Source organism: Psychrobacter sanguinis, from assembly GCF_020736705.1.
In the GTDB taxonomy this organism is placed as follows: Bacteria; Pseudomonadota; Gammaproteobacteria; order Pseudomonadales; family Moraxellaceae; genus Psychrobacter; species Psychrobacter sanguinis.
On record NZ_CP085990.1, the window covers coordinates 1348295 to 1362874 of the forward strand.

Sequence of the window (14580 nt, forward strand, 5' to 3'; positions counted from 1 at the left end):
GATTCAATAAAATAACAGTCAATAAAAAACCCCTCTAAATTTTAGAGGGGTTTTTAGTAAGAGATGTAGTAACAGGAACAATTTATGGGTCTTACTGCTGATCTGCTTCTAACGCTTTTTTAAAGATGGTGGCCAATAAATTAACATCATCAACGCGCGCATAGTTTAGACGTGTCACAAAGGCGATACGGCGGTGTGGCCCCTTTTCAGTTAATGGAATAGTAGCAACGTCGTTGTTCTGACGACGAACCTGCTGTAAGGCCATTTCTGGTATTAAGGTAGTGCCCATGCCGGCCAATGCCATCTGAATCAAGGTGTTCAAACTGGCATCTGAGAAATTAGATTTAAACTCATCTCGATCAAATGAACAAACGTTTAACGCCTGATCTGTCAAACAATGACCTTCGCCTAACAGCATTAAATTTGCAGTGCTTAACTGATCTGAAGAAATCGTCTTCAAATCGGCCAGAGAATCATCACTGGGGAAGACAGCAAAGAAGTCTTCTTGCCAAAACTCAAAAGTATGTAGCCCATCTACGGGATAGGGCAGCGCAATAATAGCCGTATCGATATGACCATAGCGTACTTGCTCTAACAACCGCTCGGTTTGCTGCTCAACCACGGTCATACGGAAGTTTGGATATTGGGCTTTAAGTTCAGGCAATACTTTTGGTAATAGGTAAGGGGCAATGGTCGGAATCATACCCACCGTCATTGGGTAGGCAAGAGGAGTCTGATGGCTTTGCGCCCGAGTAGTTAAGTCGTTTATTTCTGAGAAAACACGCTGTGCACGGACTAAAATTTCTTCGCCAATCGGTGTAATTAGAACTTGTTTGTTATTGCGCTCAAAAATTTGAGTGTCCAATTGCTTTTCTAGTTCGGCGATGCCTAGACTCAGTGCAGATTGAGAAATATTACATTCTTCTGCTGCTCGTTTGAAATGGCGATGCTTAGCGACAGCAAGCGCAAATTCTAATTGTCTTAAAGTAATCATGGAAAGTCTCTTATGGGTTGGTCGGCGGCTTATTTTAGAAAAAGAAATGGCCTAAACGCTCTGTCTGAAACATATTAAGCTTTTAAGAAAAATGTACTGTCAACGTGATAAGAATATACTATCAATGACGGGCGACATTAAATACTCAATAATAATAAATATCTGATTTGGCCGAGTTTTGGTCATCAAGCGCTTGCCGTTTCTAACTTAGTTTTCGTCCACTCTCTTTCATTCTATAATTATTTCTTTTGCGATATCTACGATGTCTCTATACGTGTTATATCTACAATATCACTGTACCTGCAATAATATCAGGTCACTATAGACAAAATGTATGTTTTATTAAACAAAACGTCAAGTTATAATCTTTAAATTAGATTAAATATAGAAGCTTGCTATAATAAGTCTTGTAGTTAGCAAGGAGCGATGCTTAAAGTGTTATAACTAGCGGTCTGAGATAATAAGTGATACCAATTCCAAAAAATAAGGTACAATATAACCAACTCAACAACATAATAGAATCACATGCCGAAAAAAACCCCTAGAAATCATAAACTCACAGACCACGATTTTCTGCAATTATCTAAAACAGAAGGCAATGCCAGAGCACGAATCAGACTACTCATGCTGCATCAACTGAGTCAAGGTCATCCTATAGCGACCGTAGCAGAGAACTTTGGCTATAACCCTAGAAGCGTCTATACCATAAGAAGGAAATACTGGTTGCATGGTATCACTAGTGTCTATGACGCAGCTGGCAGAGGCAGAAAGAGTCTTTTAGCAGAAAAAGACATAGAACCATTCAAACAAGCGATAGTAGAAGCTCAGCAGCAAAGAGGTGGTGGTAGGCTCACGGCAAAAGACATCGCACAAATCGCCAAGGAGCAATTTAACGCCAACTATACCCCTAAAGCGATCTATCCTCTCATGAAACGTATTGGTATGAGCTGGGTATCTGCGCGTAGTCGGCATCCTAAGGCAGATCCTAAAGTCATGGAGGCATATAAAAAAACTTCCTTGAGCAGATAAAGCAAGTTCTACCTGATGGTGTTGATATCAAGCAAGTTGATATATGGTTTCAGGATGAAACACGTATTGGCCAACAAGGCTCTATCACAAGGGTTTGGCACTATAAAGGACAAAGACCTCGAGTAGTCAGGCAGCAGCAGTTTGAATCAACTTATCTATTTGGTGCCTTTAATCCGGCGACAGGTGAGAGTGTTGGACTTGTTCTACCTTATGTGAATAAGCAAGCTATGGCATTGCATATGGAGGAAATCAGTAAAGCTGTTCCCGAAGGTCGGCATGCCGTGGTGGTTATGGATGGGGCGCTATGGCACCAACCAAGTTTGGATCAAGACAATGTGACCATGCTTAAATTGCCTCCCTACTCACCTGAGCTTAACCCTGCTGAACAGGTATGGCAGTACCTTAAACAGCATTGGTTATCTAATCGCTGTTTTGAGAGTTATGATGCGATTGTCGATGCGGCATGTGACGCTTGGAATGCATTGTGTAATCAGACTAACTTAATTAGGTCTATCACTCAGCGGGAGTGGTGCGACTTGAGTGTTATTTTTTAGAATTGGTATGAATATGGTTCTTTAGCCTGAAAATTCAACTATTAGCTACATAAAAACACCACTAGTTAGTACAATCGCTAACGTCATAGAAATGTAATAGCGCTATGATAGGTTAAGCATCGTAGAAAGCTAGAAGTTTTAAAAATTCCAAGAAAAATACTAACTTAGTTTTTACATAAATTTATTTACTAACAGTTTATTTAATAACAGTCGTTTAATTAAACCCACCAAAAAAAGGAGCCGAAACATGGCGTCAATTATTAATCAAGAAATCCCTGAGTTCAAAGCTGAAGCATTTGTAAATGGTGAATTCAAAACCATCACTTCAGACGATGTGAAAGGCAAATGGGCTATCTTCATGTTCTATCCAGCAGACTTTACTTTCGTTTGCCCAACAGAACTAGAAGACATGGCTGCTCAGTACGAAGAACTTCAAGGTTTAGGCGTAGAAGTATACTCAGTATCTACTGACACTCACTTCACCCACAAAGCATGGCATGATTCTTCAGAAGCCATTGGTAAAGTAAAATTCCCAATGATCGGTGACCCAACTGGCCGTATCACTCGTGGCTTTAACGTAATGATTGAAGAAGACGGTCTAGCTGAACGTGGTACTTTCTTAGTAGATCCAGATGGCAAGATCCAAGTAGCTGAAATTCATGCTGGTGGTATCGGCCGTAGCGCTAAAGATATGGTACGTAAAACTAAAGCGGCACAATATGTTCGTGAAAACGACGGTGAAGTATGTCCAGCAGCTTGGGAACAAGGTCAAGCCACTCTTAAGCCAAGCCTAGACCTAGTAGGTAAAATCTAATATATCTTTTATAGATTAAATTAGATCCCTATTATTTATGAAATTTTTAATGATTAAATGATAGGACAATAAAAACCCCGCTACTTCGTAGCGGGGTTTTTTTATGGCTTAAATTTTCTATAAGGTTTATTTCTATAACACTACTATGGCCATTAAATATCAATATCTACGGTATTAGAGCTATTGGCTTGATTGGTAATCTTTTTAGTATCCAACTCTTTGGTGACTTCAAGCACTGTAGTCTGATTGGCTTTATCAAGATATTTTTGCGCTTTATCCACTTCAGTAGTTAAGGTGTCTACGGTCTGCTTCATATTGTCTAAAGCTTTTACCTTATAATCACTAATCATATCCATAGTTTCATAAATATTGTTAAAGGCACTTTGCAGCTTATCAAGCTCAATGGTACTGTTAGAGGCTTGTTCATGAATCTCAGTTGACTGACGTTTCATCATAGCCGAGGTAGATTCAATCAAGCTACTAGTGGTTTTATTTAAAGCAGTGATTTGATCTAGTACTAATTTCTGGTTGGTCATTGCTTGAGCCACAATAACCGCAGTACGTAAAGCAGAAACTGTGGTAGTGGTCGCACGGTCCACGCCTTTAATGAGCTCTAAGTTATTTTTGCGAATGGTGTCTAATGCCAAATAACCTTGAACGTTAACGGCCAGTTGCGTTAAGAAATCAGTATTTTTCTGACGCACATAAAATAGCATCTCTTCTTTGATGATGCGTGCTTTTTCAGGATCAGTGGCTTCAATTTCGTAAACTTTTTTCTCTAGTTGCTCATCGATCTTTTTGCCAACATAGACATATTGACGAATAGACTGCATCAAATTCCACATATTGACTTTTTCTTGCTCAATCATGGCATTGTCTTTTAGCAGTTCATCTTTACCATTATAAAGACTGGTGACTACCGCATTAATATGCGATTGTGCAGATTCATATTGACGGAAATAATCTTGTACCTTATTGCCCATTGGGATAAGACCAAAGAGTTTACGCGAACTGGTTAGCTGCTTTTTACTCGGATCTAAATCTTCAACAATACCACGAAGTTCGGTCAGTGATTTCGCGATAGGTGAGTTATCAAATAAGCCTTTATCCAAACTCTTTGCAGGCAATTCCAACATGCGGTTAGACACTTGGGCAGACTCGCGAATTTCTTGATTACCTAAGTTGTGAATCGACTGTACGTTTTGCTTAAATTCGCTACTTTGGACAGGGTTATTCAAAACATGGCTGACAAAAGCATCAACTTTAGCATCTAATTCTGGGATTTGATTGGGATCTAGTTTAACTATCTGATCAGCTTCACTGGTCGGAACTTCTTTCACTGGCTCAGGTGGTGTTAGCGTAATAGAAGGGGTAGAAGCTGTTTCTGGTGGGGTCAATTCTTGCATTTAGCGTTCCTTATTTTTAATTAAATTTTAGTAGATGTTATTTATTTTCTATCACTGATTTTTCGCTAATCAAAAGCTATGAGTTAAATATTACAAGAAACTAGGCAATGATGATATTGAATAAAAGTAAAGAATTCTAAATACTGGATAAGCCTTTTATTTAAAAATAGTAATCAGTAACAGTAGTTCGCCGCTATTTAGCATTTTTAATGGCCATATCAAATGCCTGTATTGATAGCTACCTGAATGTCTACAAGAGGAAGCCTAAGGAATCACAAGTAATAGACAATAAAAAACCGTCAATCTGCTGTGGCAAATTGACGGTAATAGTTCAATACTGCAATAAGATTCTGTGGGGAAAGAGATATAACCAATCAAAGGGTAATTGATAAATCAAATACCTTTAACCGTTAACGCTATCCCGATCAGCTTATTTCTTACGTGTTGGGCCAAGTAGCATACCCATTTGACGACCTTCCATCTTAGGATGTTGTTCGACATTTGAGATTTCAGCTGTATCTTCAATGATACGTTCAAGCTGCTGGCGACCAAGATCTTGGTGAGCCATTTCACGGCCACGGAAGCGGATGGTTACTTTAACCTTATCCTGATCTTCCAAGAAGCTGATAATTTTACGCAGTTTTACCTGGTAATCGGCTTCATCCGTACTTGGACGTAGTTTCATCTCTTTAAGCTGAGTTTGCTTTTGGTTTTTCTTAGCTTCTTTCGCCTTCTGCTTTTGGTCATACAAGTAACGCTTGTAGTCCATGATCTTACAAACAGGCGGTTTAGCATCCGGTACCAATTCAACCAAATCTAGATTGTCATCACGAGCCGCTTTACGGGCAGTTTCAATATCGACAACGCCCATTTGTTCGCCATCTTCTTTAACAAGACGAACTTCTTTTTGCTGAATCTCTTCGTTGATGTTCAAACGGTTTGACTGTTTAATAGGTATTACTCCTCATCAGTTTTAGGTTGTAGTCGACCTTTTTGATCGACAGCTTTCTGTACTAATTCTATAAAGTCAGCCACAGACATTACGCCAAGGTTCTCGCCTTCACGAGTACGTACGTTGACTTGTCCTGACTCAACTTCCTTATCCCCTAATACTAGCATATAGGGGATACGTTCTAATGTTCTTTCTCGTATCTTAAATCCAATTTTTTCATTACGCAAGTCACTAATAGCACGCAAACCTGCATTTTGTAGCTCAGCGACCACGTTTTGACAAGCTTCTGACTGCTTATCGGTAATGTTCATGACCACAACTTGCTGTGGGGCAAGCCATACTGGCATCCAACCTGCATAGTGTTCAATTAACATACCTAAGAAACGCTCGAATGAACCTAAGATGGCGCGATGCAGCATAATAGGGGTTTCACGTTCATTATTTTCGTTCACAAATTCAGCGTCTAAGCGTTCTGGCATGTTAGGGTCTACCTGAATAGTACCGCACTGCCAAACACGACCCAAGCTATCTTTTAAACTAAATTCAATTTTTGGTCCGTAGAATGCGCCTTCACCAGGTAGATACTCCCACTCAAGACCTGAACTATCCAGTGCTTCCGCAAGTGCTTTCTCAGCGATGTCCCAAGACTCATCAGTACCCACACGCTTTTCTGGACGGGTAGACAGTTTCATATCGATTTGGTCGAAACCAAAGTCTTTATAAACATCCAGTGTCAGCTTAATGAAATTAGCCACTTCTTCTTGAATCTGTGCTTGAGTACAGAAGATGTGAGCATCATCTTGAGTAAAGCCGCGAACACGCATTAGACCGTGTAATGAGCCTGATGGTTCATTACGATGACATGAACCAAATTCTGCTAAGCGAATAGGCAGCTCACGGTAAGACTTTAAGCCTTGATTGAACACTTGCACGTGACAAGGACAGTTCATTGGTTTAACCGCATAATCGCGGCTTTCACTTGAAGTGGTGAACATATTGGTCGCATAGTTACCCCAATGTCCCGACTTTTCCCACAGGCTTCTATCAACGATTTGCGGCGTTTTAATTTCTTGATAGCCATTGTCTTTTTGTACTTTACGCATGTATTGCTCAAGTACTTGATAGATAGTCCAGCCATTTGGATGCCAGAATACCATGCCTGGTGACTGCTCTTGCATATGGAATAGGTTTAGCTGACGACCAATCTTACGGTGATCACGCTTTTCAGCTTCTTCAATGCGGGTAATATAAGCTTGTAAGTCTTTCTTATCTGCCCAAGCCGTACCATAAATACGTTGAAGCTGTTCATTTTTGGCATCACCACGCCAGTAAGCACCACTCATCTTGGTAAGCTTAAATACTTTTAAGAAACGAGTGTTAGGCACGTGTGGACCACGGCACATATCGACGTATTCTTGGTGGAAATATAGGCCAAACTCTTTTTCTTCTGGCATGTCATTGATAAGCTTCAGCTTATAATCTTCATTACGTTCTTTAAAGATTCTGATCGCTTCGTCACGCGGAGTCATTTTTTTAATAACGTCATAGTTTTGCTTAATCAGCTCTGCCATACGTTTTTCGATCGCTGACATATCATCAGGTGTGAATGGCGTTTCACTAAAGATATCGTAGTAAAAACCTTCTTCGATGACAGGACCAATAACCATTTTAACGTCTGGATACAACTGTTTTACCGCATGGCCCAATAAATGAGCGCAAGAGTGACGAATGATGTCGACACCATCTGCATCTTTAGGGGTCACAATCTCAATTTTTGCGTCATGGGTAATTGGATCGCTTGCATCGACAAGCTTACCATCCACACGTCCTGCAACTGTTGCTTTAGCAAGGCCTGGACCTATGCTTTCTGCGACTTGCATGACTGTTGTCGCACCGTCAAACTCTTTTACACTGCCATCAGGTAAAGTAATTGCAACCATAATCTCAAATCCAAATAATCTATAACGCAAACAAAGAAATCATCATATAATAATTGTGATGATAATAATAAATACAACCGTTAAACAAAAAAACCGACTTAAAAGCCAGCTAAATAGTCGCTATTCCCACTATTATAAAGGATTTTTCAAAACACGTCTTTATTTCTATATATCCGCGGTTTTTAGTAGCTTATCCTACTTTAATGAGAGTAACGTTCTCAGGGGGATTTGCCATCTCTTGCCTCTCAAACACCCAATTATGACCAGACCAGAAATAATCCGTTTTTTCATCGTCATTAAAGCCCAAAAGGGCCAGTTGCAGTTGATGCCCATGATATTGTAACAAATAGGTTTTAATAGCCAGCATCAGACGATATATCAAAAACCCTGAAGAGGGTGCCGACGAATGAATATGTTCATAAATAGGATAATCTGCAACTACAGGATGCGTGTCGGGTAAGATACTAGAATAATGAGCGTTTTTAATCGCTGCACTCAATGAATCGCTCAGCTCAAGCGTTACAGTATCATCAATAGGATCGTCATCAGGACTGGGATCGTCCGCTAGTGTCGGAAAATGATACCTATCATTACCGAACAAGAAGCCTACCTTATTATCTTTAAGCATCTGCTCAATAATAGTTATATTATTATGGCGCGGAGGTAATCCGAAGTGGATACGGCTGTCACCAATTTGTCTAAAGAACAGTAGTTTAGTCAGCTGCGCTGCTAATGGACTATGAGCGAAATACTCTGCTTGAATAAAATGGTTAAATAAGACCACAATATCGCCTTTCTGTAGCGTTTGATCTAAATCATTTGTAGTAATAGAAGGGTTGTTAGCAACAAATATTACGCGGCTATTGTCTAAAAGAGCTTCTCTAATATGTCGTGGTAGAGTCAAATAAGCATCCTTTAGATAAGTATCATGTAGAAGCGTATCCTGGGGATAAGGTTGCTCATTGGGTGCTAGCTTAGTAGAAAACTGGTTGTGATTAGAGTTAGATTTAGATAAATCCATGAGGTGAGGTAAGGGTAGAGTCATATATAAAGTACTTATCAAGGTCAGAAGTATATCGTTGAATGTAGATTCAAGCAGAGTACTATAAAAATAAAGCTTTAAAGTTTATAGCTTTAGGGTTAATAAAGTAAGTCATTAAAAGTAGTAAAATGCCTTGACGCTTACAAAAAACACTATATACTAGCCATCTGTTAAGAACAAAGCCCAATCATCTAAATTAAAACTTGATGTAAAACAAGTATTTAATGGTATGTTTTGGCTAATTTGTGAATGTTGTTTGAAATGAGTTTGATAAACAATTTTCAAATAAAACAAAACAAACCCTTGACACCAGATACAAAACGCGTATAATACGCACCTCATCGGGACAACGTAGTTAATGAATATTGACTTCGGTCTTTGGTTTGATTACGATGACTTGATAAAGAATTTAAAAAAGCTGTTGACAAATATTTTGAATAAGATATACTAGACGGCTCGCTACTAAGGCTAACCAATCTTCGAATTGAAGATAGAGTATCCTTTAATAGCACAACTTAATACGGACGACGTACTAAGTCAACTATTTAAAAGCTAAAATCAAAGAACAACTTGTGTGGATTTTTGCTGATTTAGAATGCTAAAAATTAAAGTTGGGCTTATCTCTTTTCGGGATGAGGACTAACTATAAAAATTATCATTCTTTATTAGTAGAGAAACTCGAAGTTAATTCATTATATGAAACATACGGAAAAGCAATTTGCTAGTATTGAATGAGCCAAGTTTAGAAGTCTCTTTAAAGGACTTCATAGCAAGATTAAACTGAAGAGTTTGATCATGGCTCAGATTGAACGCTGGCGGCAGGCTTAACACATGCAAGTCGAGCGGTAACAGGAGAAGCTTGCTTCTTGCTGACGAGCGGCGGACGGGTGAGTAATACTTAGGAATCTGCCCAGTAGTGGGGGATAGCACGGGGAAACTCGTATTAATACCGCATACACCCTACGGGGAAAAGGGGGCGCTTGCGCTCTCGCTATTGGATGAGCCTAAGTCGGATTAGCTAGTTGGTGGGGTAAAGGCCTACCAAGGCGACGATCTGTAGCTGGTCTGAGAGGATGATCAGCCACACCGGGACTGAGACACGGCCCGGACTCCTACGGGAGGCAGCAGTGGGGAATATTGGACAATGGGGGCAACCCTGATCCAGCCATGCCGCGTGTGTGAAGAAGGCCTTTTGGTTGTAAAGCACTTTAAGCAGTGAAGAAGACTCTATGGTTAATACCCATAGACGATGACATTAGCTGCAGAATAAGCACCGGCTAACTCTGTGCCAGCAGCCGCGGTAATACAGAGGGTGCAAGCGTTAATCGGAATTACTGGGCGTAAAGCGAGCGTAGGTGGCTTAATAAGTCAGATGTGAAATCCCCGGGCTTAACCTGGGAACTGCATCTGATACTGTTGGGCTAGAGTAGGTGAGAGGGAGGTAGAATTTCAGGTGTAGCGGTGAAATGCGTAGAGATCTGAAGGAATACCGATGGCGAAGGCAGCCTCCTGGCATCATACTGACACTGAGGTTCGAAAGCGTGGGTAGCAAACAGGATTAGATACCCTGGTAGTCCACGCCGTAAACGATGTCTACTAGTCGTTGGGGAACTTGATTCCTTAGTGACGCAGCTAACGCAATAAGTAGACCGCCTGGGGAGTACGGCCGCAAGGTTAAAACTCAAATGAATTGACGGGGGCCCGCACAAGCGGTGGAGCATGTGGTTTAATTCGATGCAACGCGAAGAACCTTACCTGGTCTTGACATATCTAGAATCCTGCAGAGATGCGGGAGTGCCTTCGGGAATTAGAATACAGGTGCTGCATGGCTGTCGTCAGCTCGTGTCGTGAGATGTTGGGTTAAGTCCCGCAACGAGCGCAACCCTTTTCCTTAGTTACCAGCGGTTTGGCCGGGGACTCTAAGGATACTGCCAGTGACAAACTGGAGGAAGGCGGGGACGACGTCAAGTCATCATGGCCCTTACGACCAGGGCTACACACGTGCTACAATGGTAGGTACAGAGGGCTGCTACACAGCGATGTGATGCGAATCTCAAAAAGCCTATCGTAGTCCAGATTGGAGTCTGCAACTCGACTCCATGAAGTCGGAATCGCTAGTAATCGCGGATCAGAATGCCGCGGTGAATACGTTCCCGGGCCTTGTACACACCGCCCGTCACACCATGGGAGTTGATTGCACCAGAAGTGGGTAGCCTAACTTTTAGAGGGCGCTCACCACGGTGTGGTCGATGACTGGGGTGAAGTCGTAACAAGGTAGCCGTAGGGGAACCTGCGGCTGGATCACCTCCTTATTGACGCATTCGGTCAGCAAGAATTCACAACAAGTTGTTCTTTGATTTAGCAAGCTCTTAAGGGTCTGTAGCTCAGCTGGTTAGAGCACCGTGTTGATAACGCGGGGGTCATAAGTTCAAGTCTTATCAGACCCACCACTTATCCCGATACGGGGCCATAGCTCAGTTGGTAGAGCGCCTGCCTTGCACGCAGGAGGTCAGGAGTTCGACTCTCCTTGGCTCCACCATATTGGATTACGGATTAAGAGTAGATAAAATAGAATTAAGTGATTCATCTTTATAATGAAGGTAATGATTACTTACTTCTGTTTTATACAGAAAATATATGACGATCTGATGAAGACGTTATTACTATTTAAAAACATAGATATGAGTTGTAATATACGGTTAGACGATGAATCATTCACTGAGCCATTGTCTAACCAGATAACCAACCTTTTAATGACATCAGTTGTTATCCCAAGGGGTTGGTTATCAAAGTAAAGAGAACTGAATCAAGCGTAAATTATCAAGGTGATATCGTTATAATTACAGACTAAAGACCCTTTGGGGTTGTATGGTCAAGTAATTAAGCGCACATGGTGGATGCCTTGGCAGTCAGAGGCGATGAAAGACGTGACAGCCTGCGATAAGCTTCGGGGAGGCGGCAATATCCTGTGATCCGGAGATTTCTGAATGGGGAAACCCACTTAGCGTAAGCTAGGTATACTAATTTATTAGTAAGCGAACGAGGGGAAGTGAAACATCTCAGTACCCTTAGGAAAAGACATCAATAGAGATTCCCCTAGTAGCGGCGAGCGAACGGGGAGGAGCCGACGGATTTATATGTAGAAGAACAGTGTGGGAAAACTGGCCATAGTGGGTGATAGCCCCGTATTCGAAACATATAATGAAGCATATTAAGTAGTGCGGAACACGAGAAATTCTGTATGAAGATGGGGGGACCATCCTCCAAGGCTAAATACTCCTGACTGACCGATAGTGAACCAGTACCGTGAGGGAAAGGCGAAAAGAACCCCTGTGAGGGGAGTGAAATAGAACCTGAAACCGTGTGCGTACAAGCAGTGGGAGCCCACTTGTTGGGTGACCGCGTACCTTTTGTATAATGGGTCAGCGACTTATATTCTGTAGCAAGGTTAACCGTTAGGGGAGCCGTAGGGAAACCGAGTCTTAATAGGGCGTATAGTTGCAGGGTATAGACCCGAAACCGAGTGATCTATCCATGAGCAGGTTGAAAGTGCCGTAACAGGCACCGGAGGACCGAACCCACTGTCGTTGAAAAGCCAGGGGATGACTTGTGGATAGGGGTGAAAGGCTAATCAAACTCGGTGATAGCTGGTTCTCCCCGAAAGCTATTTAGGTAGCGCCTCGGACGAACACCATTGGGGGTAGAGCACTGTTTCGGCTAGGGGGTCATACCGACTTACCAAACCGATGCAAACTCCGAATACCGATGAGTGATATCCGGGAGACACACGGCGGGTGCTAACGTCCGTCGTGGAGAGGGAAACAACCCAGACCGCCAGCTAAGGCCCCAAATTCCTAGTTAAGTGGGAAACGAAGTGGGAAGGCATAGACAGCTAGGAGGTTGGCTTAGAAGCAGCCATCCTTTAAAGAAAGCGTAATAGCTCACTAGTCGAGTCGGCCCGCGCGGAAGATGTAACGGGGCTCAAACTAGGAGCCGAAGCTGCGGATTTGAAAATTGTTTCAAGTGGTAGGGGAGCGTTGTGTAAGCCTGTGAAGGTGTATCGTAAGGTATGCTGGAGGTATCACAAGAGCGAATGCTGACGTGAGTAACGATAATGCGAGTGAAAAGCTCGCACGCCGGAAGATCAAGGGTTCCAGTCCAACGTTAATCGGGGCTGGGTGAGTCGACCCCTAAGGCGAGGCCGAAAGGCGTAGTCGATGGGAAATCGGTTAATATTCCGATACTTGTTTATGATGTGATGGAGGGACGGAGAAGGTTATGCCAGCCTGGCGATGGTTGTCCAGGTGGAAGGATGTAGGTAGACGGCTTAGGCAAATCCGGGCTGTTAATACTGAGATCTGATAGCAAGCTGTACTTGTACAGCGAAGTGGCAAATACCATGCTTCCAGGAAAAGCTTCTAAACTATAGTCATAAACGAATCGTACCCTAAACCGACACAGGTGATCAGGTAGAGAATACCAAGGCGCTTGAGAGAACTCTGCTGAAGGAACTAGGCAAAATGGTACCGTAACTTCGGGAGAAGGTACGCTGCTGGAGGTGAAGGACTTGCTCCGTAAGCTTCTAGCAGTCGCAGATACCAGGCTGCTGCAACTGTTTATTAAAAACACAGCACTCTGCAAACACGAAAGTGGACGTATAGGGTGTGATGCCTGCCCGGTGCTGGAAGGTTAATTGATGGGCTTAGCGTATGCGAAGGTCTTGATCGAAGCCCCAGTAAACGGCGGCCGTAACTATAACGGTCCTAAGGTAGCGAAATTCCTTGTCGGGTAAGTTCCGACCTGCACGAATGGCATAATGATGGCAGCGCTGTCTCCAGCAGAGACTCAGTGAAATCGAAATCGCAGTGAAGATGCTGTGTACCCGCGGCTAGACGGAAAGACCCCGTGAACCTTTACTACAGCTTTACATTGAACTTTGACCTGACTTGTGCAGGATAGGTGGGAGGCTTTGAAGCAGATACGCCAGTATTTGTGGAGCCATCCTTGAAATACCACCCTGGTCATGTTGGGGTTCTAACTCAGGTATAACAATACCGAGGACAATGTATGGTGGGTAGTTTGACTGGGGCGGTCTCCTCCTAAAGAGTAACGGAGGAGTACGAAGGTGCGCTCAGAACGGTCGGAAATCGTTCATAGAGTATAAAGGCAAAAGCGCGCTTAACTGCGAGACCCACAAGTCGAGCAGGTACGAAAGTAGGTCTTAGTGATCCGGTGGTTCTGTATGGAAGGGCCATCGCTCAACGGATAAAAGGTACTCTGGGGATAACAGGCTGATACCGCCCAAGAGTTCATATCGACGGCGGTGTTTGGCACCTCGATGTCGGCTCATCTCATCCTAGGGCTGAAGCAGGTCCTAAGGGTATGGCTGTTCGCCATTTAAAGAGGTACGCGAGCTGGGTTTAGAACGTCGTGAGACAGTTCGGTCCCTATCTACCGTGGGCGTTGGAAATTTGAGAGGATCTGCTCCTAGTACGAGAGGACCAGAGTGGACGAACCGCTGGTGTTCGGGTTGTCATGCCAATGGCATTGCCCGGTAGCTACGTTCGGATTGGATAACCGCTGAAAGCATCTAAGCGGGAAGCCAACCTCAAGATTAGATTTCCCTTAAGAGCCGTTCAAGACTAGGACGTTGATAGGCAGGGTGTGGAAGCGCAGTGATGCGTGTAGCTAACCTGTACTAATTGCTCGTTTGGCTTGACCATACAACACCCAAGTGGTTTTGTAGCTCCTTATAAAGAGCAAGCTATAATTATTTCGATATCACCCTGATAATATATTGATTCAGGTTCTGATATAATAGTCAAACAAAGTTGAGCTAATAGCTTAAC

Annotated in this window: 8 protein-coding genes, 2 tRNA genes and 2 rRNA genes; 7 read left to right on the forward strand and 5 right to left on the reverse strand. The window is 42.7% G+C overall.

Annotated features, from left to right (window positions below; translation table 11 throughout):
• Positions 1-91: 91 nt before the first annotated feature.
• Positions 92-994 carry a hydrogen peroxide-inducible genes activator gene (locus LK453_RS05725; protein ID WP_201530210.1) on the reverse strand — a complete coding sequence of 301 codons (903 nt, stop codon included), beginning with the start codon at positions 992-994 and terminating at the stop codon, positions 92-94.
• Positions 995-1519: 525 nt separating this feature from the next.
• Between LK453_RS05725 and LK453_RS05730 the strand changes: the two genes are divergently transcribed.
• The 3 genes from LK453_RS05730 to ahpC all read left to right on the forward strand — a co-directional run bounded on the left by LK453_RS05730 (position 1520) and on the right by ahpC (position 3391).
• The gene (locus LK453_RS05730; protein ID WP_201534378.1) at positions 1520-2023 is read left to right on the forward strand and encodes a winged helix-turn-helix domain-containing protein; all 504 of its coding nucleotides are present in this window, start codon (positions 1520-1522) and stop codon (positions 2021-2023) included.
• A gap of 26 nt (positions 2024-2049) precedes the next feature.
• Positions 2050-2577 (forward strand): IS630 family transposase, encoded by a 528-nt coding sequence (locus LK453_RS05735; RefSeq protein ID WP_227945203.1) that lies wholly within the window; start codon positions 2050-2052, stop codon positions 2575-2577.
• 247 nt (positions 2578-2824) lie between these two features.
• Entirely contained in the window at positions 2825-3391 is a 567-nt protein-coding gene (gene ahpC / locus LK453_RS05740; RefSeq protein ID WP_007395849.1) for an alkyl hydroperoxide reductase subunit C, read from the forward strand.
• A gap of 152 nt (positions 3392-3543) precedes the next feature.
• Here ahpC and LK453_RS05745 read toward each other — a convergent pair whose 3' ends face one another.
• The 4 genes from LK453_RS05745 to LK453_RS05760 all read right to left on the reverse strand — a co-directional run bounded on the left by LK453_RS05745 (position 3544) and on the right by LK453_RS05760 (position 8734).
• Positions 3544-4797 carry a toxic anion resistance protein gene (locus LK453_RS05745; RefSeq protein ID WP_007395848.1) on the reverse strand — a complete coding sequence of 418 codons (1254 nt, stop codon included), beginning with the start codon at positions 4795-4797 and terminating at the stop codon, positions 3544-3546.
• Positions 4798-5227: 430 nt separating this feature from the next.
• Positions 5228-5731 (reverse strand): translation initiation factor IF-3, encoded by a 504-nt coding sequence (gene infC, locus LK453_RS05750; protein ID WP_007395847.1) that lies wholly within the window; start codon positions 5729-5731, stop codon positions 5228-5230.
• Between the two features lie 23 nt (positions 5732-5754).
• Positions 5755-7689, reverse strand: coding sequence for a threonine--tRNA ligase (thrS, locus tag LK453_RS05755; protein WP_201530212.1), 1935 nt, complete (start codon positions 7687-7689; stop codon positions 5755-5757).
• 190 nt (positions 7690-7879) lie between these two features.
• Positions 7880-8734 (reverse strand): hypothetical protein, encoded by an 855-nt coding sequence (locus LK453_RS05760; protein ID WP_201542259.1) that lies wholly within the window; start codon positions 8732-8734, stop codon positions 7880-7882.
• A 774-nt stretch (positions 8735-9508) separates the two neighbouring features.
• Between LK453_RS05760 and LK453_RS05765 the strand changes: the two genes are divergently transcribed.
• The 4 genes from LK453_RS05765 to LK453_RS05780 all read left to right on the forward strand — a co-directional run bounded on the left by LK453_RS05765 (position 9509) and on the right by LK453_RS05780 (position 14454).
• Positions 9509-11043, forward strand: a 16S ribosomal RNA gene (locus LK453_RS05765).
• Between the two features lie 61 nt (positions 11044-11104).
• Positions 11105-11181, forward strand: a tRNA-Ile gene (locus tag LK453_RS05770).
• Between the two features lie 13 nt (positions 11182-11194).
• Positions 11195-11270 (forward strand) — tRNA-Ala (locus LK453_RS05775).
• A gap of 331 nt (positions 11271-11601) precedes the next feature.
• Positions 11602-14454: ribosomal RNA gene (locus tag LK453_RS05780) — 23S ribosomal RNA — on the forward strand.
• The 16S and 23S rRNA genes sit together here with 2 tRNA genes alongside, the layout of an rRNA operon.
• The last annotated feature ends 126 nt before the right edge of the window (positions 14455-14580 follow it).